This window comes from Pseudarthrobacter sp. 1C304 (assembly GCF_052245515.1).
Classification (GTDB): domain Bacteria; phylum Actinomycetota; class Actinomycetes; order Actinomycetales; family Micrococcaceae; genus Arthrobacter.
In genome coordinates this window covers 43,299-63,108 of the sequence record NZ_JBQQCH010000010.1, presented here as the reverse complement: position 1 = coordinate 63,108, position 19,810 = coordinate 43,299, and the positions used below count along the sequence as shown (strand labels likewise).

At 62.7% G+C, this 19,810-nt stretch carries 20 protein-coding genes; 9 read left to right on the top strand and 11 right to left on the bottom strand.

Annotation, left to right across the window (positions count from 1 at the left end):
* Positions 1-398: 398 nt before the first annotated feature.
* The 6 genes from ACTWQD_RS16415 to ACTWQD_RS16390 form a co-directional block, all read right to left on the bottom strand.
* Entirely contained in the window at positions 399-1,025 is a 627-nt protein-coding gene (locus tag ACTWQD_RS16415; protein ID WP_443197196.1) for a bifunctional 4-hydroxy-2-oxoglutarate aldolase/2-dehydro-3-deoxy-phosphogluconate aldolase, read from the bottom strand.
* Entirely contained in the window at positions 1,025-1,957 is a 933-nt protein-coding gene (locus tag ACTWQD_RS16410) for a sugar kinase (protein WP_443197195.1), read from the bottom strand. Before ACTWQD_RS16410 ends, ACTWQD_RS16415 begins: the two co-directional genes overlap by 1 nt.
* On the bottom strand, positions 1,950-2,810 hold the full coding sequence (locus ACTWQD_RS16405; RefSeq protein WP_443197194.1) for an HpcH/HpaI aldolase family protein: 861 nt from the start codon (positions 2,808-2,810) through the stop codon (positions 1,950-1,952). The genes ACTWQD_RS16410 and ACTWQD_RS16405 overlap by 8 nt, the downstream gene beginning before the upstream one ends.
* Positions 2,811-2,927: 117 nt before the next feature.
* On the bottom strand, positions 2,928-3,773 hold the full coding sequence (locus ACTWQD_RS16400; protein WP_443197193.1) for a carbohydrate ABC transporter permease: 846 nt from the start codon (positions 3,771-3,773) through the stop codon (positions 2,928-2,930).
* Positions 3,773-4,564 carry a carbohydrate ABC transporter permease gene (locus tag ACTWQD_RS16395; protein ID WP_443197192.1) on the bottom strand — a complete coding sequence of 264 codons (792 nt, stop codon included), beginning with the start codon at positions 4,562-4,564 and terminating at the stop codon, positions 3,773-3,775. Before ACTWQD_RS16395 ends, ACTWQD_RS16400 begins: the two co-directional genes overlap by 1 nt.
* A 183-nt stretch (positions 4,565-4,747) precedes the next feature.
* Positions 4,748-6,052 (bottom strand): extracellular solute-binding protein, encoded by a 1,305-nt coding sequence (locus ACTWQD_RS16390; RefSeq protein WP_443197191.1) that lies wholly within the window; start codon positions 6,050-6,052, stop codon positions 4,748-4,750.
* A 200-nt stretch (positions 6,053-6,252) separates the two neighbouring features.
* On the opposite strand from ACTWQD_RS16390, the gene ACTWQD_RS16385 reads away from it, so the two are divergent.
* Both ACTWQD_RS16385 and ACTWQD_RS16380 read left to right on the top strand, forming a co-directional pair.
* Positions 6,253-7,050: an IclR family transcriptional regulator gene (locus tag ACTWQD_RS16385; protein ID WP_443197190.1), complete on the top strand. Its 798-nt coding sequence runs from the start codon at positions 6,253-6,255 to the stop codon at positions 7,048-7,050.
* A gap of 11 nt (positions 7,051-7,061) precedes the next feature.
* The gene (locus ACTWQD_RS16380) at positions 7,062-8,216 is read left to right on the top strand and encodes a mandelate racemase/muconate lactonizing enzyme family protein (RefSeq protein WP_443197189.1); all 1,155 of its coding nucleotides are present in this window, start codon (positions 7,062-7,064) and stop codon (positions 8,214-8,216) included.
* A 21-nt stretch (positions 8,217-8,237) separates the two neighbouring features.
* Here the strand turns inward: ACTWQD_RS16380 and ACTWQD_RS16375 are convergent, their stop codons facing one another.
* Positions 8,238-9,215, bottom strand: coding sequence for an SMP-30/gluconolactonase/LRE family protein (locus tag ACTWQD_RS16375; protein WP_443197188.1), 978 nt, complete (start codon positions 9,213-9,215; stop codon positions 8,238-8,240).
* Here ACTWQD_RS16375 and ACTWQD_RS16370 point away from each other — a divergent pair.
* The 6 genes from ACTWQD_RS16370 (at position 9,214) to ACTWQD_RS16345 (ending at position 14,709) form a co-directional block, all read left to right on the top strand.
* Positions 9,214-10,110, top strand: coding sequence for a dihydrodipicolinate synthase family protein (locus ACTWQD_RS16370; protein ID WP_443197187.1), 897 nt, complete (start codon positions 9,214-9,216; stop codon positions 10,108-10,110). The genes ACTWQD_RS16375 and ACTWQD_RS16370 overlap by 2 nt on opposite strands.
* Positions 10,107-10,853, top strand: coding sequence for an SDR family NAD(P)-dependent oxidoreductase (locus ACTWQD_RS16365; protein ID WP_443197186.1), 747 nt, complete (start codon positions 10,107-10,109; stop codon positions 10,851-10,853). Before ACTWQD_RS16370 ends, ACTWQD_RS16365 begins: the two co-directional genes overlap by 4 nt.
* A gap of 193 nt (positions 10,854-11,046) precedes the next feature.
* Positions 11,047-12,135, top strand: a complete 1,089-nt coding sequence (locus ACTWQD_RS16360) for a mandelate racemase/muconate lactonizing enzyme family protein (RefSeq protein WP_443197185.1) — start codon at positions 11,047-11,049, stop codon at positions 12,133-12,135.
* A gap of 241 nt (positions 12,136-12,376) precedes the next feature.
* Complete coding sequence (locus ACTWQD_RS16355) at positions 12,377-12,706, top strand: L-rhamnose mutarotase (RefSeq protein WP_443197184.1); 330 nt, start codon at positions 12,377-12,379, stop codon at positions 12,704-12,706.
* Between the two features lie 39 nt (positions 12,707-12,745).
* Complete coding sequence (locus tag ACTWQD_RS16350) at positions 12,746-13,675, top strand: amidohydrolase family protein (protein ID WP_443197183.1); 930 nt, start codon at positions 12,746-12,748, stop codon at positions 13,673-13,675.
* A complete protein-coding gene (locus tag ACTWQD_RS16345) occupies positions 13,672-14,709 on the top strand; it encodes an aldo/keto reductase (RefSeq protein ID WP_443197182.1) in 1,038 nt (345 codons plus the stop codon). Before ACTWQD_RS16350 ends, ACTWQD_RS16345 begins: the two co-directional genes overlap by 4 nt.
* A 184-nt stretch (positions 14,710-14,893) precedes the next feature.
* Here the strand turns inward: ACTWQD_RS16345 and ACTWQD_RS16340 are convergent, their stop codons facing one another.
* Together ACTWQD_RS16340 and ACTWQD_RS16335 are read right to left on the bottom strand one after the other, a co-directional pair.
* Positions 14,894-15,667 (bottom strand): SDR family NAD(P)-dependent oxidoreductase, encoded by a 774-nt coding sequence (locus tag ACTWQD_RS16340; RefSeq protein ID WP_443197181.1) that lies wholly within the window; start codon positions 15,665-15,667, stop codon positions 14,894-14,896.
* A complete protein-coding gene (locus ACTWQD_RS16335; RefSeq protein WP_443197180.1) occupies positions 15,664-16,542 on the bottom strand; it encodes a fumarylacetoacetate hydrolase family protein in 879 nt (292 codons plus the stop codon). Before ACTWQD_RS16335 ends, ACTWQD_RS16340 begins: the two co-directional genes overlap by 4 nt.
* A 196-nt stretch (positions 16,543-16,738) precedes the next feature.
* Here ACTWQD_RS16335 and ACTWQD_RS16330 point away from each other — a divergent pair, with 196 nt between their 5' ends.
* Positions 16,739-18,151, top strand: coding sequence for an enolase C-terminal domain-like protein (locus ACTWQD_RS16330; protein ID WP_443197179.1), 1,413 nt, complete (start codon positions 16,739-16,741; stop codon positions 18,149-18,151).
* Between the two features lie 57 nt (positions 18,152-18,208).
* Here ACTWQD_RS16330 and ACTWQD_RS16325 read toward each other — a convergent pair whose 3' ends face one another.
* Positions 18,209-18,880, bottom strand: a complete 672-nt coding sequence (locus ACTWQD_RS16325) for a FadR/GntR family transcriptional regulator (protein ID WP_443197178.1) — start codon at positions 18,878-18,880, stop codon at positions 18,209-18,211.
* A 178-nt stretch (positions 18,881-19,058) separates the two neighbouring features.
* A complete protein-coding gene (locus tag ACTWQD_RS16320) occupies positions 19,059-19,805 on the bottom strand; it encodes a hypothetical protein (protein ID WP_443197177.1) in 747 nt (248 codons plus the stop codon).
* Positions 19,806-19,810: the final 5 nt, after the last annotated feature.

Sequence of the window (19,810 nt, the reverse complement as noted above, 5' to 3'; positions counted from 1 at the left end):
AGAGCTTGATGGTTCGAGCTGCCTGCAGCCCGCGCTGAAAACGCTTAGTCCATCCGTTGTGCTTTGGATCCCGTCACCGCGCTTATCAAGTCGCTCGGCGGCGTGGACCGGCCGCACTCGGTCTCAGACCGAGCAGCGGCTCTCGGCAATGATGCATGGCCCTCCACTCCCCCTACCTCCTTGGTCAACACCTCGGACAGACCCACTTCTCCCCCTGGCCTGGTTCCGAGCCAGATTTCAGCGTCATGAACGAGGCTCGTCAAGTGAGGGCTGGCCGGCCTGGCTTTAAGGGCGGTTTTCGCTGGCGCGACTACCACTGGCGGTGCTGACTATGGGGGGAACATTTTGTTCGACCAGCAATCCACTAACGGAGGGCATGGGACGGAGCGCGTCCGCAGTCAGACGCCTGATTTCCTTCGGCTCAGCACTCCGAGGAGATTCAGTTGTGCGGTATCCGACAACGCCGAACCGACGGCCACAGCGGACGCTCCGGCATAGAGGAAGTCCTGGGCGTTTGTTGCCGAGATACCGCCGGTCGCCACAAACCGTACGTCGGGAAAGGGTGCCCGAAGCGCCGTGATCCACGCGGCGCCAAGGTCTGAGGCGGGAAACGCTTTCAGCCAGCCTAGACCGAATCGACGGGCATGATGCACTTCGGTCGCGGTGGCGACACCGGGCAGATGCGGCATACCGGCGTCGAGTGAAGCGCGAGCAACCTCAGGATCGAATCCGGGGCTGACGGTAAAGGCGGCGCCCAGGCTTCTCGCGAAAGAGACAGCATTGACATCGAGTATTGTGCCGGCTCCGACCACACAGCCCTCAGCTGCGGCGGCCTCGGCGACGGCAGCCAAGGTCTCGGCATCGCGCTGCGATTGGAGCGGGACTTCGATACAGGTGATGCCGACGGACCAGGCTACCCGCGAGAGTTCAAGGGTGCGTTCGGTTCCGTATCCGCGCAGGATGGCCATCACCGGAGCCTCGCCGAGTAAAGTGCCGAATTCGCTTGCAGGGGTGGGATGCGTCATTACCCAGCTCCTTTCAAGTTAGAGGGACGTGCGAGTTGGGGCAGTTTGTTGATTTCCGGTAGATCGCCGACGGTCGCCAGCACTCGGGCGGCCGCGAGATGTCCCAGGTCAAGCGCTTCAGATCGATGAATCCCCCGGAGGTAGCCCGAAAGGAAGCCGGCAGAAAAGGCATCGCCGGCACCGACGGGCTCTATGACCTCTACGACGTGGGCCGGGACGAAGACTGCGGGCAGGTCGCGTTCGAAAAGTGTTGCCCCGACGTCGGCATCTTTGACGATGAGCAGCGGGGGTTCGGGCAGCAGCTTTCGTACGGCTTCGGCTGTTCCGGTCCCCCATAGCGTCTGGGCCTCGTCGCGGCCGACGAACACGAGGTCGGCGCGGCGACCGATGGCGAGCAGGTGCGCGGCAGCGCCACCCCCGCCCCATAGCTTCGGGCGGTAATTGATATCGAATGAGAACTCGATGCCCGCGTCGTGCGCGTCGTCGATCAGACGATCAATCATTCGTGCGCACGAGGCCGAGAGTGCTGCCGTGACTCCCGTCGTGTGCACGACCCTGGTGGATTCGAGGACAGCACGGTCGAGAAATCCCCTATCCATTGCGGCAGCGGCCGAACCCGTGCGGTAGTACTGCACGGTGGAGCCGCCCGGCGCTGGATCTTTGAGCATCAGGCCCGTCGGTGCGGCCGGGTCGATGACTACTGGGGACAGGTCGACTCCGTGGGCTGCTAATTCGATGAGAATGCGGCGACCCTGCGGGTCGTCGCCGACGCGGGATGCCCATGCCGCTCGGTGCCCGAGACCTGCGAGGTTCGCAGCGACGTTCGATTCACCGCCGGCAGAACTAGCCCGGAATACCGATGCTGAGGCCAGGTCGCCGTCGACGGGGGTGATGGCGAGCATCGTCTCGCCGACTGCAATGACATCAAGCATGGACACTGACCGGTTCTTTGTTGCCGACAACCGCAACACGGGCCGGAAGCGCGATGCTGCAAGGGACCTCGCCTGCCACTGCGGGCATGAAATCGGCCACAAGTTTCTCGCTGCCGCGTGCCAGCATCGCGACATCCGCTCCGACCAGCATGAAGGAGGCACCAGCATCCGCGTATCTGCGCGCAATGGACGGATCGAAAATGTTGACGCCCACAGGTTTCCCTGCGCTTCGGACAGAAGCAAAAGTCGAGAGCACTGCAGCCTGGACTTCAGGGTGCATTTGCTGACCTAACAGCCCCATCGAGGCGGCGAGGTCGGAAGGGCCGACGAAGACGCCGTCGACGCCATCGACTGCGGCGATTTCGGCCGCGGCGAGGACGCCGTCCTTAGTTTCAATCTGAACGAACAGTGAAGTGTGGGAGTCGGCGTTGACGAGGTAGTCTTCCACTCGATTCCATCGTGCTGAACGGGCAAGCGCGCTGCCCACCCCCCGTTGTCCCTGCGGCGGGTAGCGTACGGCTTGAACCAGCTCGCGTGCTTCGCTCGCGGAGGAGATGGAGGGCACGATGATGGTCTGCGCACCGAGATCGAGGACCCGCTTAATGGTGACTGCGTCTGCGGACGGTAAGCGGACGACCGGCGTCGCCGGGTACGCGGCAACGGCCTGCAGCTGTGCCAGTGTCGTTTCCAGACTGTTGGGTGTGTGCTCCATATCGATGAGTAGCCAATCGAGGCCGCCACCTGCGCAGATTTCCGCAATGAGTGGGCTGCCGGAACACACCCACATCCCGTACTGTGGGCGGTCAGCATCGGCTATCCGGTCACGGAGCGTCGGGTTCAGGGATAGCGGCATGGTCGGAGTTCCTAGTTTTTGTCGTTGGCAGCGGATGGCGTGAAGCACGGTGTTCAAGCAATGGAGTGCCCGGCGGACCGTTGGGCGGTAACCGTCGGTCCGCCGGGTTCTCGGTTATCACTTGAGCATGCCGGAGGCGGACAGGCCCGCCATGATGCGCTTGCTGAAGAAGAAATAGATAACGACCAATGGGGCTGCTGCCAGGAGCAGTCCGGCGAACTGCACCCCGAGGTCGGTAAAGAATTCGCCCTTGAAGGCGAGCAGGCCAACCGGCAGCGTCTTGCTCTCTCGCTCCGTCAGCAGAACGAGGGCGATGCCAAACTCGCTCCAGAACCCGATCAATTCGATGATGAACACACTGAGGATCGCAGGCCACGCCAGCGGAAGGTAGACGGCGAAGAAGGTTCGGATCTGGCCGGCTCCGTCCAGCTGCGCCGCTTCGCTGAGCTCGATGGGAATCGACGCGAAGAACGGTCGGAGCAGGAGGGTCGCCAGTGGAACGACGAAGGCCGCATAAATGACGCTGATTCCCCAGGCGCTGTTGCGAAGGCCCAGCGACCCGGCGATGAAGAAGATCGGCACCAGGATTGCTAGCAATGGGATGGTCAAGATAAACGTGAACAGCCGGGTCACGAGCATGCCGACACGTCCTCCGGCCCTGGCCAGCCCGTATGCGGCGAAGGTGCTCAGGGTTACGCCGATCAGCAGGGTGCATGAGGTGGCGATAACACTGTTCATTACGTACTGCCACAGTGGCCCGCCACCAGGAGGGCCATTCCAGGCGCTCACGTAGTTTTCCCAGCGCAGGTTCGCCAGGTCAATGCCGAAGGGGTTCGCAAAGATTTCGGTGTTGGTCTTCAGCGATGCGAGTACCGCCAGAGCAAGCGGTACGAGAACGGCGATTGCCCACGCGGCCAGGAGAACCTGGCCGGCTATCTTTAGGGTCTTGCCTGCAACGATCATTAGTGTCGCTCCATCTTTGCCGGGCGAAGGAAGGACAGGTACACAAAGGAGATCACGGTGATGATCACGCTTGCCAGGACGGCGGTGGCCGAAGCCATTCCGAAGTCCCCGTCGGTGTATGCGCTGCGGTAGATCAATGTGCCGAGTACCTCGGTGGAGGAGCCGGGACCTCCGGCGGTCATCGCTTGGACGATGTCGAAGACTTTGAAAGAGAAAATCATCTGCAGCAGCACCACGGTTGCGATCACGTCTTTGATCAGCGGAAGCTGGATGCGCCACGCCAGCTGCGTGGCGTTGGCGCCGTCGAGGCGTGCCGCTTCTATCAGCTCAGCGGGAAGGCTTGAGAGGGCGCCGGCGAACATCACCATCGGGAATCCGGCGTGCTGCCAGATGCTCACGAGGCAGATCACCATCATGGCCGTCTCGGGGTTGCCGAGGAGGTCGCTCCACTGCGGGTTGATGGGTCGCAGAAGCTGCGTCAGCCATCCGAAGTTTGGATCGAGGGAGTTAGTCCACAAAATTGCTACGACCGTGACCGGAAGAATGTGCGGCAGGAAAATGATGAACTGGTAGGCGCGCCAGAACCGGACTCGACCTGCGATTGCCAGGGCGAAGACCAGTCCGAGTCCTATCGTTCCGGCTGTGAGCAGCACAGCAAACAGCAGGTTGTTCTTGAGCGAAGACCAGAACGCGTTGTCTTTAAGGAGGTTGGTGTAGTTGTCGAGCCCGACAAAGGTCAGCGGTCCGAGCCCCGGCCACTCATAGACAGAAAGTCTTATGGTTTCGACCATCGGATAAACGATAAATACCAGCGTGAGCAGGACGGCAGGCAGCGCCCACCACAGGGCGCCGTTAAGCCGTGTGCGGACCCGGGCGGCTTTTCGTCGCGGCGTTGGATGGGACGGGGGGCCAGGGTCGCGGCGCGGAGTGGGGGGTGCCGCGACCCTCGTCGTGGAGTTCATTCGGATCCTGTCCTACTTGGATAGTTTCGCGTGTAGTTCGTCGATGAACTGGTCGGCCGTGAGCTCGCCGACCATGACCTTCGAGAGGCCGTCCATCAGCGCCGGCGATAGCCGGGCATCAACCCAAGGGCTGACCTCCCCAATGCTCGTGAATGCCTCCCGCATTTCGTTGGTGTTGGGAAGCAGGGCGCTGGCGAGGGTGCCTGCGTCGACGTCGGTTCGTGTCGGTACCTGGCTGCTTGAGCTGGCAAGGAGCGCCTGGCCGTCCGCGCTGGCCAGGTACTCGGCGAACTTCTTGGCTCCGGCCACGTTGCTCGCGCTCTTCGGGATGACAAGCCCGCCGGTGTTGACTGTGAGGAACTTGGCGTTCTCCTCAGCGGAGGGGTAGAGCATCCAGCCCGTTTCGAAGGGAACCTTCTGGGAGTCGATGATTCCGTCGCCCCAGACGCCAATCGAGAGCATTGCGGCGCCGCCGGCGGTGAACAGGCTGACGGCCTGCGCCTCCTGTGACGTGGCAGACCCGTTCGCGAAGACGCCTGCCTTGTTCCAGGTTACGAGGTCATCCATCGCGGCCCGGAAAGCGTCCGATTTGACTACCTCGGCATCAACTGTGGGCTTTGTGAACTTCTCCCACTCCGTGGCACTGGCGTGCACCTGGGTACGGGCGAGGAGGAAGTGCATCGCACCGGCCTGGCCTGTTCCGGCACCCACAGCGAGCGGCTGCAGGCCTTTAGCTTTGAGCTTGGAAATGATGTCATCCCACTCCTCCGCGGTGGGCGCCCCTGTGGGAGCCTCAATGCCGGCTTCTTGGAAGAGGGCTTTGTTGTAGAAGATCACCGGCGTCCAGGTCTTTGTGAGCGGCAGGCCATACTGGACGTTGTCCTTGGTCCAACCTGCCTTGACCTGCTCGGTGTTATTGTCCGCCAGGCCGCTGTTCTTCCAGACATCCGTAACGTCCGAGAGTGCCCCGGCATTGAGCAGCGTCTGGTACTGCTGTGTAACCCACTGGCCCATGGCCAGGTCCGGGGCGTCCGAACTTGCATAGAGTTGAACGCTCCGGTCGCGAATGGCAGCGGCCTCCTGGACATCCAGCACGATATCGAAGTCCGGGTTCGCCTTCTCGAACTCCGGGATGGCCGCCTCGAGCCACTTGGCGTTGCCGCCGGAGTTGATGAGGACACGGACTTCACCGCCGGCTTTACCCTCCGGGGCGGCGGCGGTTTCGCTGGATGCGGCCGATCCGATGCAGCCGCTAAGCGTCATCGCGAGAGCCGCTGCCGCGGCAGCGACTCCCAGCATTTTATGGGGATTCTTCATCGTGCTACCTCTCTGTGGCACAGTTCTGCAGAGTTCTGCAAAGTCCTGGTCTTGTGGGATCCGTCTCACACTTTCGGTCCTCGCCAGAAGTAAACCACAATGCGCATTAGATATCCACCAAATGAATATATATCTCACAAAGGCGCTAAGATGGTGGTGAAAGGGAGCCCGTACAATAGGGCCGAAAGCGGAGGGAAGTCATGACGACGAAGGAACCGGGCGGTACACAAGCCCTTGAACGAGCAATGGCGCTCCTGGCCTGCTTCAGCGACGAAGCCGGCGAGTTGAGGGTATCCGAACTGTGCACCAAAACCGGACTCAACCAGTCGACGGTGTCCCGCATGATGTCGGCGCTGGAACGCACCCGCCTTGTGGTCCACGACGGGCGGACCGGCCTGTACCGTCTGGGACCGACGGCGATCAGCCTGGGAAGCGTCGCACTGAACGGTTCGGTCATCTACCGCGCCGGCCGACAGATCGCCCAGAACCTCGCCCAGCGAACCGGGCTGGGGGTCAACATTGCCGAGCTCAGTGATGATTCCCTCTACTACTTGGCGAACTTCGAGGGCGAGCGGTCTCCGAAATCATTCTCCATGGCCGGGCGGGTGGGGCCGCTGCACGCTACTGCCATGGGCAAGGCCCTTCTGGCGACCTGGGATGATGCAAGGATCCGGGCGTACTTCGAGACCGAGCGGGTGGGCTACAGGCCGCGCACGATCGTCGACGTCGAGACCATGCTTTCTGCGGTTGAGGATATTCGTGGACGCGGTTACGCCACCGAAGTTGAGGAACTCACCTTCGGACGCGCCTGCGTGGCGGCGCCGATCCGGGACCAGGGCGGCGCGGCCGTGGCCGCCATGTCGATCTCCGGATCGCTCTCAACAGTGGGTGTCGGCACGCCTCGTCAGGCTGAATTGGCCCAGCTCATCATTGAGGCATGCGACGAAGTCTCGGTTGCGTTGGGGTACAGCGCGTCCACGAGCCGGATGCTCGGATAGGGGCGGCTCCGATGATTATCGAACTCGTGCAGGCATTCCCGCTCTATGTCGACCCTGTGCAGGGAAACTACCTGGGTGCGAACGGGCGCGCCGATGGCCGCAAATACCTCCTCAACCCCCCATATCGAAGCCTGTACTCCGCGGGCTATGAGACCTTGGTGGTCAAGGTCATTGCGGACGGCGTTGTCGGCTGGGGTGAGGCGCTTGCTCCAGTCGCCCCGCACGTCGCGGCGCAGGTGGTGGAGCGGCTGCTGTGCCCCTTGCTGATCGGCCAGAATGCCCGGGATGTGCCCGTGCTTTGGCATCGAATGTCGGAGTCGATGCGTGAGCGCGGGCATCTGACCGGCCATCAGGCAGACGCCATGGCCGCAGTTGACATTGCACTTTGGGACCTCCGCGGCCGTGCCGAAGGCCGCCCGGTCGCCGATCTCATCGGCGGTCGCTTCCGTGAAAGCATCCCTACTTATCTCTCAGGGTTGCGCGGAGACAACGACGCCGAGCGGGCCGACACCGCCGCGGAGTTCGCCGAGCGCGGCGTGCGGAACATCAAGCTCCACCTCGGTCGCGGGGTGAAGTCCGACCTTGCCACCGTTGACGCCGTGCTGGGCGCAGTGCCGGATGCGCGCATCGCAGTCGATGCACACTGGTCCTATTCCCTGGGCGAGGCCAAAGCCCTGGGTCGTGGCCTGGATGAGCGGAACGCCTGGTTTTTTGAGGCTCCCTTGGCGCCGGAGGACGCCGAGGGACATCGGGACCTCGCTGCCCACATCGCGACGCCGGTCGCAGTTGGCGAGGCCATGCGCAGCCGGTTCGAATTCGCCGACTGGCTGCAACGCCGGGCAATGCAGATCAGCCAGCCCGATATTGCACGGACGGGCATCACCGAGGGCATGGCGATCGCCGGGCTAACTGATGCGTTCCACGGCCGTGTCGCGCCGCACCACTCTGCGGCCCTCGGAATCGCGATGGCTGCGGGACTGCACGTGTCCGCAGCCACGCCCTCACTGCTGGCTTTTGAGTATCAGGCACACACCATGACGGTCGCGAGCCGCATCCTCGGGCAACCGCTCGAGGCGGCCCCCGACGGGAGCTATACCGTGACCGACGCGCCCGGGCTCGGCGTGGAGGTGGACGAAGACGCAGTTCGGAGCTTTATCGCTGACTAGCCAGGCGCCCAGGGCCCGGCCTCAGCCCCATCGCGGAGCGAGGCATCCCGCCGACGGGGCGGCTACAGCGTAAAGGTAGCCGCCCCCGTCAGCGTGGTCCTCTACGCCGACGCTGGCCGTCGTTATGACCAGGATGTCGCCAGCCAGTGCGACCGCGGTGGGCCGAAGCGCCGGCACCCGAACGCGCTGCATGATCCGGCCGCGGGGGTCGAGGCGAATAGCTTCTCCGGCATCCCAGACAGCCACCCATAGGCAACCGTCTTCATCGATCGCCATGCCGTCGGGGTTGCCGTTGTCTATACGCGCAACTGTGCGCCGGCCCGAAAGCGTGCCATCCGGTCCAATATCGAACGCGTCGACGGTGCGGTGAGGGAGCGTATCGATGTAATAGAGGGTCCTTGCATCAGGAGTGAGGCAAATCCCGTTGGAAACTGTCACGCCGTTCAGCCGCTCCACGACCGTTCCGTCGGTCTCCAGGGAATACAAAGCTGCCACGGGTTCTCGTGGAACTGCCTGGGTACCTGACCAAAATCGACCCGTGGCATCGCACACGCCGTCGTTCATCACGCCGCCCCCGACTGGGAGTGCGGCGATCTCAAGTGACTCGCCGGCCGTCGAAAGGCGGTGGAAGGCCCTGCCAGCTCCTACCAGCCAGTCCTCGCTCCCCTTCACCCGAGCCGCCGATCCGATGTGACCACGCACCTGGAACGCCCGCTCGGGCACGACCACTCCTCCAGAAAAGCGCCCTACGTGCAGCGTGCTGGTAATCAAGTCCACCCAAGCCAGTTCGTTCGGCGCGGTCCACCGGGGAGACTCGGCCTGGGCGTACTTCTCGATGCTGATGCGGTCGGCTAGAGCTGTCATACGTAGGTCCAATTCTGATGGGTATTTACTAGTGACCACACTCGGCCATATTATGGCAGGATAATGCATAATGTGAATGTCCATTTTGCAAAGAGAAAGGTCGGCCACCGTGCCCACTTCGCTGCGCGGGCTCATGCCCATCCTCGCGACACCGTTCCAGGCGGACGGTTCGCTCGATTTGCCGGGCCTTCGGTCCATTACCCAGTTCCAGCTCGAGGCGGGCGTTACCGCCGTCGCCGTGTTCGGCATGGCCAGTGAAGGATTCGCCCTCACCCGGCCCGAACGTCGGGAAATTCTGAACTCCGTCCGGGAAGTCACCGCCGATGAAATCCCCGTCATCGCCGGGGTGAGCGGCACATCCACTGCGACTTCCATCGAGCTGGCCCTCGAGGCCCAGGACGGAGGCGCTGATGCCCTTATGGTCATTCCTCCCTACATGGTGAAGCCCGCCGCCGGCACTCTGCCGGCGTTCTACGCTGAATTGGCCGCCGCCGTCGAGGTTCCGATCATGGTGCAGGACGCTCCCAACATGACCGGGGTGGCGATTCCGCCGCACATCATTGCGGAGTTGAGCCGGATCCCTGGGGTTGAGTCCGCGAAGGTGGAGGCACCCCCGACAGTGCCCAAGATCGACTTGGTCCTCAGCGCCGTGACCGACCCCGAATTCTCAGTGGTTGGCGGACTCAATTCACAGTTCGTGCTTGAGGAGTATGCCCGTGGAGCCGTCGGCACTATGCCGGCGTGTGAGTTTTCCGACGTGCTGCAGCCAGTCCTGCGCGACTGGACCGCAGGCCGGGCTGCCGAGGCCCGCCAAGGTTTCCAGCGTCTGCTTCCCCTCATTCTTTTCGGCCTCCAGCCGGGCCTTGCCTGGGCAGTTCACAAGGAAGTTCTCGTGGCCCGGGGCCTCATTGAAAACCCGTTCGTTCGCTACCCTGCATCGCCCATCGACGACCGTACCCGCGCTTCGCTGGCCGACATTCTCGCGGATCTGCACTTGCCCTCTCTGGCCAAGCCGTTGGCGGTCCTGTGACCGCCGCTGCGGCTCCCCGCCGGGTGCTGGTCGTCGGGGCGAATTCCGAGATCGCTGCAGCGATTGCCGATATATTCTCGGCCGCCGGCGGTCAAGTTGCCGGCGTCGGACTCGACCACTCACGCACCGAGCACTACACTCACTTTGCTGTCGCGGACGTCGCTGTTTCCACGGAAGCTGACCGGGTTGTGCAGTGGGCAATCGAGTCGATGGGCGGCCTTGACACCGTGGTGCTCGCGGCGGCACGCATCACGATGGCAAGCGCGGAGGAAACGACCGACGAGATGTGGCGTTCATCGCTGGCGTCCGTTCTCGACACAGCGTTCTTCGTCTCACGGGCTGCTCTTCCGCACCTCAGCGCGGGATCCACCATCGTCGCGGTGAGCTCGGTAAATGGACACATCGCGGCACCAGCGTTGCCGGCATACGCTACAGCGAAAGCCGGCTTGGAAGGACTCGTCCGGCAGCTTGCGTTCGAATACGGCATGCGCGGCATCCGCGTCAATGCCGTGGTCCCGGGAACCATCAAAGCGCCCCCATACCCTCCGCAGGACGGTTACCCGCTCGGCCGCACCGGTACGCCACAAGAAGTCGCAGAAGCCGTGAAGTTTCTTGCCACGCCCGTCTCATCCTTCATCACGGGGGCCAGCCTGCCGGTGGACGGAGGTTTGATGATCTCCTCTCCCGCGGCCTGGCTGCGGCCGGACCTCCGGGAGCGCTGGCTGCCAGAAGAACGACGGTAAAAAATCACTAAGGCACTAAGTGCCTGCCGTCGCGTGCAGGTCCTGCCTCCAATCAAGGACCCACGGGGGCTCCGCGGCCTGGCTGCGACCTCCGAGTCGGGAGGGACAGCCCCGGAGCCACGGCTGTTCAACCATTTTTCACAAGGCTTACCGCTGAGCCGTATCCAGCAAGCTGAATAGGAAACCGCCCACCATGCCCATCATCACTGCCGCCCGGGCCTACCTGGTCGACCTAGAGGTCGAGACAGTCCGCACCGATGCCGTTCAAAGCTTCCTCAAACAAGAGACCGTATTCGTCGAGATTGACACAGACGACGGTATGACCGGGACCGGTTACGCCTACACGATCGGAACGGGCGGCCACGCAGTACTGTCGATGCTGCGCCAGCACCTGCTCTCCCAACTTCCCGGCCGGGATTCGAGCCACATAGAAAACCTGTGGCACACGCTCTTCGCATCAACCAGGGCCACCACTGTCGGGGCCATCACCTCGCTGGCCCTGGCGGCAGTAGACACGGCGTTGTGGGATCTGAAGTGCAAAGTTGCGGGGGCGCCCTTGTGGCAAGTCGCCGGCGGGTTCCGCCAGGCAGTCCCGTTGTACGACACAGAAGGCGGCTGGCTGCACCTGACGACCGATGAACTTGTCCGGGGAGCCCTCGCTTCCCGGGACGCCGGATGGGGAGGGCTCAAGCTCAAGGTAGGAAAACCCAATGCCCGCGAAGACAAAGAACGCTTGCTCGCCGTACGTGACGCCGTCGGTGACCGCATGGACATCATGGTTGACGCCAACCAATCGATGACTGCTGCTGAAGCGATTCGTCGCGCGCACGCCTTCGAGGATGTTGATCTGTTCTGGTTGGAGGAACCACTGCCCGCCGACGATGTAGCCGGCCATGTACGGCTGGCCGCGTCGACAAGTATTCCCATCGCTGTCGGGGAGTCCCTCTACTCCGTCGGGCAGTTTCGGGACTATCTGGAGCGCGGAGCGGCTGGCATCGTGCAGGTCGACGTAGCGAGAGTGGGGGGTATCACGCCTTGGCTCAAAGTCGCGCACCTGGCGGAGGCGTTCAACGTGTCCATTTGTCCCCACTTCCTCATGGAACTCCACGTAAGTCTGGTTGCCGCCGTCCCAAACGGGCGGTATGTAGAGCACATACCCCAGCTGCGGGCAGTCACACACGGGGAGATGACCATCGAAAACGGCCATGCCCTTGCCCCCCAGACCCCAGGGCTCGGCATCGATTGGGATCGGGACGCTGTCGATAACAGGAGGGTTCTATGATTTCAACGAATCTGACATGTCCTCGATTTATCCGGGAAGCGGGCGTGGGCAAGCCATGCGTGGCGAGGCCGGGTCCTCAGCGCCCCCTGGAAAAACACGACGATCCCCTCTCGCATTCAGCTGGTTCCCACACGGTCGTGTCTGCGCTGCACGCCAATCCCGGAACGACAGGCGTTGGACTGTCCAAAACACGCATAAGTTTCCACGCATCGATGTGCCACTCGCGCAGTTGGAGTCAGCTGTGGAGGTGATTGCACTGCATACCCGCCTGAAAGAGGGACGCATTGACGAATACGAAGCCGTGCACGCGGTCATCCCGACAGAACTTGATTCGGCTCTACGCCGCGCCGGCGTCAAGAGCTGGCGGATTTGGCGGGACGGGCTCGACCTATTCCATTGGGTCGAAGTGGATGATTTCGCGATGATGAAAGCAGCCTTGGCCGCTGAACCTGCCGACGTTGCCTGGCAGGAACAGATAGCGGAGCTGCTTCAGGCACAAGAGAGCTATACAGACTCGGACAGCGGATTGCCGCTGGTCTGGGAGCTACCGATACGCCCGGCAGAACTTTAAAGCCTTCCCGAACACTGGAGTTCGAATGAGAACTTGTCAATGACCGCCGAACCATTGAATGGCCCTGCCGTAGTCGATGCCCACCATCATCTGTGGGATCCAGCCGTGCGCAGTTACGAGTGGATGGACGACAGCGTCGCCGAAATCAGCAGGAGGTTCGACGTCGACGATCTCCAGCAGGCGGCGGCGCCCACTCCGGTCGCGGCAACAATAGCGGTGCAGGCCACGTCCGAGATGGAGGAAACCCGGGACCTTCTGGGCGTCAGTTCCAGGCAGAATCCCGTCGCCGGTGTTGTGGGGTGGGTAGATCTATCTGCCCCGGACGTAGCGGATCAGCTCTCGGAGCTGATGGAATTGCCCGGGCGGCTGGTGGGCATCCGCCATCAGACGCACGACGAACCAGACCCCTGGTGGCTGTTGCGCGACGACGTACTTGGCGGCCTGTCCGCGGTGCGCGATGCCGGTCTCGTCTTTGATTTGCTCATCCGCCGCCGCGAAGCCGATGCAGCTATCCGGCTGGCCGAACTCATCCCTGACCTTGCCCTGGTATTGGACCATGCTGGCAAACCGTCGATTTCCTCGGGCGAGTGGGACCAGTGGCGAGAGTGGGTGAACCGCCTGGCAGCCCATGAGCAAGTCAGCTGCAAAGTCTCAGGACTCGTCACGGAAGCCTCCCACGGTCGGTGGCGTTCACAGAGCCTGCCCGATTATGCCAAAGAGGTGTTTTCCTCCTTTGGTGCAGAGCGTTCTCTGTTCGGCTCGGACTGGCCCGTGTGCCTGCTCGCAGCGAGCTACACCGATGTATACGACCTTGCCTCCGCTGCGGCAGCCACATTGTCAACAGCCGAGCACGACGCGTTCTTCGGAGGTACTGCCGGCCGCGTCTACCACCTGCCCCAATTAGACCAAATGCCGGACAGGCGCTCCGCCGGTCTGCAGATCAACCAGCCCCCGAAGGAACTCCAATGACGTCCCAAGCAGAACACCCGACACCTGGCACAGGGGAAAACATCCGGCGTGCCCTGACTGCCGGCCGGCCACTCGGCAACCGAGGTCTGCGCGTCGGGCCCTGTTCCTTCGGAGCTGCCCCGATCGCCAACCTCGGGCGTCAGATCACCGAGACAGATGCACATGCAGCGGTCGACACCGCCTGGGATGCGGGAATCCGCTATTTCGACGTTGCCCCCCACTACGGGCTAGGGCTCGGAGAGCAGCGCCTTGGCGCAGCTCTGGATGGCCGCCCCCGTGGGGACTATGTTCTCTCCACGAAGGTCGGACGCCTGCTGGTGGATAACCCGGAAGGGGTCAAAGAAGACCCCGAAGGGTTCGCGGTGCGCTCACCGCTGACCCGTCGGATGGACTATAGCCGCGACGGGGTTCTGCGGAGCATCGAGCAGAGTCTGGTTCGGCTAGGTGTGGACTACATCGACGTCGTATTTGTCCACGACCCTGACGACTACTACCGCGACGCTTTGGAAGGGGCTTTTCCCGCACTAGAAGAACTCCGCTCACAAGGCATCATCAGGTCCTACGGCGCGGGTATGAACCAGTCCCGGATGCTTGCCGATTTTGTACGGGAGACTGACCTGGACGTCGTGATGTGCGCAGGCCGCTACAGTCTTCTCGACCAGGGCGCGCTCGACGACCTCATTCCGGCCGCTACCGAACGTGGAGTGTCGATCGTCGCAGCCGCGGTGTTCAACTCGGGCATTCTTGCCCGGAACCGGCCCTCCACCCAGGCAACCTACAATTACGGGCCCGCCCCGGCCCATGTACTGTCGCGGGTGAACGCCATCGCCGATGTCTGCGAACGGCACGCAGTAGCATTACCCGCGGCCGCGGTCCACTATCCCATTCGTCACCCGGCGGTCTCGACCGTCTGCGTCGGGGCACGCTCCGCTGAACAGGTCTCCCGCAACGTCGCGCTCTTCGAGACGCGGATCCCCGAAGCACTCTGGGAGGAACTGGCGTCCGAGGGGCTCGTGCGCACAGAGACTCCCTGACCAGCTGAGCACCAACGCCGAAGCCGTAAACTTACCGGGGCTGACCAGCGGGCCGGCCGGTCAGCCCCGTCGCTTCCCGCGTTTCGCCGGTGCAGTGTTTCGCGGATTCCGCTCCGGCCGGATATGGCCCTAACTGCCTGGCCCCGGACACCACGCATGCCGCCGGGACTCCGGGTCGGGGAGATTACTTGATGGGACCTAGGCGCAGTCCCTGCATGCCGCCGTCGACAGCCAGCGCGGTTCCCGAGGTCGACCCTGATCTCGGGCTCGCCAGATACGCCACTGCCTCCGCCACTTCCCCGGCCTCTACGAGCCTTCCATGGGGTTGACGGGCCTGGAGTGCAGCACGGTCCGCTTCCGGGTCCTGCGCTTGGCTGAGCAATCGGGACACCCATGGCGTGTTTACTGTTCCGGGGTTCACGCAGTTCACGCGTATGCCTTCACGCACATGGTCAGCCGCCATGGCGAGGGTCAGAGAAAGCACGGCGCCCTTGGAAGCTGAATACAGTGCACGGTTGGGGAGTCCAGCTGTGGCAGCAATAGAACAGATGTTTACGATCGCGGCCGCGGGCGATTGGCGTAACGACGGGAGGGCAGCCCGCACCACTCGGGCTATTCCGACAACGTTGACGTCCAGCACGCGAGCCCATTCGTCATCGTCATTGGCGGCGATGTCGCCAGTTGCCCCGATCCCTGCGTTATTGACCACGATGTCGAGCCTGCCGAAACGCCTTGTGACGCTGGCGACGGCGGCCTGCACCGAAGCGTCTACCCCCACGTTGCATTCGACTCCGAAGTGGGGTGAACCATCCGGGATTAGATCGAGGACTGCCACCCTCGCGCCGCACTCGGTGAGCTTATCTGCAATCGCTGCTCCGATCCCTGACGCTCCGCCGGTCACCAAAGCAACCAGCCCCTCGAACTCTCTGTTCAAAGAACCCTCTACGGAGGCCGTCACTGGGTTACGCCTTCACGATAGAACTGCTGGCGTTGGCGACCGAGGCCTTCAATATGGAGTTCCACCTCGTCTCCCGGCTGGAGATACGGGAACCGTCCGGACAGTGCCACTCCCTCAGGAGTCCCGGTAAGGATGACGTCGCCGGGTTCCAGGAGCATGTATTGGCTGACGTGGTGGACCAGGGTCGGGACGTCAAAAAGCAGATCAGCTGTCGAGGAGTCCTGCCGTATTTCTCCGTTGACGAGGGACCGTAACCTCAACCGTCCTGGGTCGACCTGGTCCGCGGGAACCAGCCACGGGCCCAGGGGCGTGGAAGCAGGGAGGGACTTGCCCTTTGTCCACTGGCCGGCGTCACCTGGCAGCTGGTATTCGCGTTCGGAGAGATCATTCGCGACGAGGTATCCCGCGATGCAGCTCGACGCCTCCTCGGGGTCCGACAAATAGCTGGCTTCACGTCCGATGACCACTCCGAGCTCGACTTCCCAATCGTATTTTTCCGCCGACGGCGGGATGGGAGCGGCGTCGAACGGTCCACACGCAGTATTGGCCGGCTTGAGGAAAACCACCGGCGTCTCAGGCGGTGCTGAGCCTGATTCAGCGGCGTGGGCGGCGTAATTCATACCGATGCAAACGATCGACCCGGGACGGGTGATGGGTGATCCCACTCGAGCACCCGAGACCAATATCTCGGGCAATTCCCCTGCCGCCAAGGCCTGCCGTGTTCGCGCAATGCCGTCAGCCGCAAGGAAGGGCCCATCTATATCGGGAGTCAGGGAAGCGAGGCTGAAGTACTTCCCATCATCGCTTCCGTCCACCATGATCACCGCCGGTTCCTCGTTGCCGCGTTCCCCGATTCGGATCAATCTGATGTTCATAATTTCCTCTGAAAGTTGCACATGGACCGGAATAACATCCGAGCTTTGAAGGCGATTATCCCAATAATACAAAATTTATCGACCTTGACAAGCCTAAACATCCGATGTTTAGCTTTGGTCTGATAATCCCCCTACCTCCCCGTGTTTGGCGCCGCGCCCCGGCCGCCACACACCGCTGCCGCACACTAGGAGCATCTTGAGCATCGTTACCTCGCTGGAAGTCCTCGACATTCGGTTCCCGACCTCCCGGGACCTGGACGGCTCAGATGCGATGAATGCAGATCCGGATTACTCGGCCGCCTACCTGATCATCGGCACCAATGCGGATGATGGGCTGGAGGGCCACGGCTTTGTCTTCACCATTGGGCGGGGGAATGAGGTCGAAGCTTCCGCGATCGCCGCACTGCGTCCCCAAATCCTCGGACGGGACGTTGGCGAGCTGCTGGCGGACATGGGAGCGACGTGGAAGCTGCTGGTCCACGACTCCCAGCTGCGCTGGCTCGGCCCGGAAAAGGGCGTTATGCACATGGCGATAGGTGCTGTGATCAACGCCCTGTGGGACTTGAAAGCCAAGCTTGCGGGTCTCCCCCTGTGGGAAATGTTGGCTGGACTGAGCCCCGAAGAAATCGTGGCTTTGGTGGACTTCCGCTACCTCACTGATGCCCTCACCCCCCAAGAAGCATTGGAAATCCTCCGCCGCGCGGAGCCCGGACGGGCTGCACGACGCGCCCGGCTCCTCCGGGAGGGATACGACGGCTACACCACCACCCCCGGGTGGCTGGGGTACAGCGACGAGAAGCTTGCCCGCCTCGCACGCGAGGCCGTTACTGACGGGTTCAAACAGATCAAGCTGAAGGTGGGAAATTCGCTATCTGACGACATCCGTCGCGTTCAAGTGGCCCGAGCGGCGGTCGGGCCCGACATTAGCATCGCCATCGATGCCAACCAGCGATGGGAAGTAAAGGAGGCCATCGAATGGGTACGGCATCTCGCCCCGTACGACATAGCCTGGATCGAAGAACCCACGAGCCCGGATGACATCCTGGGACACGCCGCCATCGCCAAGGGCGTCGCCCCCATACCCGTAGCGACCGGAGAGCACGTCCACAACCGTGTGATGTTCAAGCAACTACTGCAGGCAAAGTCCCTCGAAATACTTCAGATCGATGCCACCCGGGTAGGAGGGGTGAACGAGAACATCGCCATCCTCCTGCTCGCTGCCAAGTTCGGCGTCCGCGTATGTCCGCATGCCGGCGGTGTTGGCCTTTGTGAAGCAGTGCAGCATTTGTCGATGTTCGACTACATCGCCGTTTCGGCCGACAAGGACGGTCGCACGATCGAATTCGTTGACCACCTACATGAGCACTTCATCTCCCCCGTCGACGTCCGTGGCGGCTGCTATTGGCCGCCCTCAGAACCGGGCGCCGGCACAGAGATGCACAGGCAGTCGCTGACGACCTACAGCTTTCCCAACGGGCCGGCATGGACCGGCGCAGTGTGCTCCGACGTAGCCGGCCCACGCGACCAGCTTCAGTACGACAACGCGCCCGACGAGAGGAACCGCTCCCACGGCACTGCGGTCGCGGCGGAGAGCGTACCAATGGTTTAGCTCGTTGCTGGCGGGATGGTAATCGGGCTGCCCCGCGCACCAGAGGCAAGCAGTCCTCTACAGAGCCTGCCTGAGCCAGCTCTCCACTCCGCTAATGTGGACCAACACCAGTGCTTGGGCCAATTCACCGTCGCCGCCTTTGAGGGCTTCAACGATCGCCCTGTGTTCCGTAAGCGTGCGCTCAACAGCCCGATCCTGCGTGAGACCACGCCAAATGCGGGCCCGCACGGTACTGCCGGAAAGGGCATCCAGCAGGCCTTCCAAGTACGCGTTACCGGCAGCCCTGTTGATAATCCGATGGAACTCGAGGTCATGGGCCACGAGGTCCTCCACCTCTGTGTTTTCATTGATGCCGTCGCAAGTTGCGTCAAGTGCCAGCAGATCCTCGGCCGCGATTGCACCAGCCGCCATTCTTGCCGCTGCGGGCTCGAGAATGCGTCTGACCTCGAAGAGCTCCAGGACGGACTTGTCCCGGTGGAGGTCCACAACAAATGCGAGGGCCTCATTCAGCAATCGCGCGTCCAGGCTGGTGACGTAAGTGCCGTCCCCGCGCTTGACGTCCAAAACCCTGATTAGCTCCAGTGCCTTGACGGCCTCCCGGAGGGAACTTCGTGAGAGGCCGAGTCGCTCGCTCAGTTCCTTCTCCGGCGGCAGCCTGTCCCCCGCGCTCAGTTCACCCCGCAGGAGCATGCCCTTGATTTTCCCGATTGCTTCATCCGTTACTGCCATAGAAATGATGGTATCGCCATACATCGGATGTCTTACCAAGCAATAGTGCAGCTGCCGGGTCCCCGACGCGCACCAGAGCAACCCTGATCATCTGCCCGCCATGTCAGCGCAGGCCGTGCGCGAGGAGGCACTAGTGGCCTATCTCCGGGCTAGCCGGCTTCATAGGTGGTGTTGGTTCTCAACGCTCAAGTCCACCCCGTTGCAAGGTGCGGTCTTGGCCGCTCTTTACAGCCATCCTCGATGTGGTGGCTCCTGAGGGTTTCTGCGCGACAGCGCCTGCGGGATGGGTACCCTGGTGCTTGTCAGCCAGGAGGCGGGAGTTTACGGCTTCGCGGTCGCCCTTGCCCTCAAGGCTTTCGGACAGCTGCCGGCGCCGTTCGGCAGTATCCCAAGCCGGCTCGTTTCTGTCTGCCCGGTCTTGTCGGTTGGCGCCGGCAATTGCTGCGCCGGCCACGACCTCATCGGTGCGCGCGGCCGATTCTTTGATGCGTTCACTTTCGACCTCAAGGCGGGCTTGCTGTGCCCGGGCTAGGGCTTCGGATACGGAGGCCTCGTCCGCACCGGTGTTGTTCACGTCGATGCCGTAACGGCTCTGGACTTGTTCGCTAATTTTCTCGGCCGCCTGCGCAGCTTCGGGGTAGGCCTTCCACGCGGTGGCCGTCTCGTGCACCCGTTCGATCATTTCGGGGCTAGCTTTGTCCCACCAGTCCTCGCGGGAGACCGGCGCCAGCTGGGCCCGGGCGGCAGCGCGCTGGGCGTCGAAACGTTCCTGCAGCTCCCGGGCCCGTTGTTCCTCTGCTGCCGCGATGGTGCGCTGTTCCTGTTCGCGCATTCTGGCAAGCTGCTCGCCGATGCGGCCGGCAACCATCAGCCCGGTACGCATCGCCGTCTCCACTGCGTCTTCCATTCCGTCTGCTTCGCTCATGCTCT

Coding starts and splice junctions, on each gene's coding strand:
- ACTWQD_RS16415 (WP_443197196.1), bottom strand. CDS start 1,025: ATGACGCATCCCACCCCTGCAAGCGAATTCGGCACTTTACTCGGCGAG.
- ACTWQD_RS16410 (WP_443197195.1), bottom strand. CDS start 1,957: ATGCTTGATGTCATTGCAGTCGGCGAGACGATGCTCGCCATCACCCCC.
- ACTWQD_RS16405 (WP_443197194.1), bottom strand. CDS start 2,810: ATGCCGCTATCCCTGAACCCGACGCTCCGTGACCGGATAGCCGATGCT.
- ACTWQD_RS16400 (WP_443197193.1), bottom strand. CDS start 3,773: ATGATCGTTGCAGGCAAGACCCTAAAGATAGCCGGCCAGGTTCTCCTG.
- ACTWQD_RS16395 (WP_443197192.1), bottom strand. CDS start 4,564: ATGGTCGAAACCATAAGACTTTCTGTCTATGAGTGGCCGGGGCTCGGA.
- ACTWQD_RS16390 (WP_443197191.1), bottom strand. CDS start 6,052: ATGAAGAATCCCCATAAAATGCTGGGAGTCGCTGCCGCGGCAGCGGCT.
- ACTWQD_RS16385 (WP_443197190.1), top strand. CDS start 6,253: ATGACGACGAAGGAACCGGGCGGTACACAAGCCCTTGAACGAGCAATG.
- ACTWQD_RS16380 (WP_443197189.1), top strand. CDS start 7,062: ATGATTATCGAACTCGTGCAGGCATTCCCGCTCTATGTCGACCCTGTG.
- ACTWQD_RS16370 (WP_443197187.1), top strand. CDS start 9,214: ATGCCCATCCTCGCGACACCGTTCCAGGCGGACGGTTCGCTCGATTTG.
- ACTWQD_RS16375 (WP_443197188.1), bottom strand. CDS start 9,215: ATGAGCCCGCGCAGCGAAGTGGGCACGGTGGCCGACCTTTCTCTTTGC.
- ACTWQD_RS16360 (WP_443197185.1), top strand. CDS start 11,047: ATGCCCATCATCACTGCCGCCCGGGCCTACCTGGTCGACCTAGAGGTC.
- ACTWQD_RS16350 (WP_443197183.1), top strand. CDS start 12,746: ATGACCGCCGAACCATTGAATGGCCCTGCCGTAGTCGATGCCCACCAT.
- ACTWQD_RS16345 (WP_443197182.1), top strand. CDS start 13,672: ATGACGTCCCAAGCAGAACACCCGACACCTGGCACAGGGGAAAACATC.
- ACTWQD_RS16335 (WP_443197180.1), bottom strand. CDS start 16,542: ATGAACATCAGATTGATCCGAATCGGGGAACGCGGCAACGAGGAACCG.
- ACTWQD_RS16325 (WP_443197178.1), bottom strand. CDS start 18,880: ATGGCAGTAACGGATGAAGCAATCGGGAAAATCAAGGGCATGCTCCTG.
- ACTWQD_RS16320 (WP_443197177.1), bottom strand. CDS start 19,805: ATGAGCGAAGCAGACGGAATGGAAGACGCAGTGGAGACGGCGATGCGT.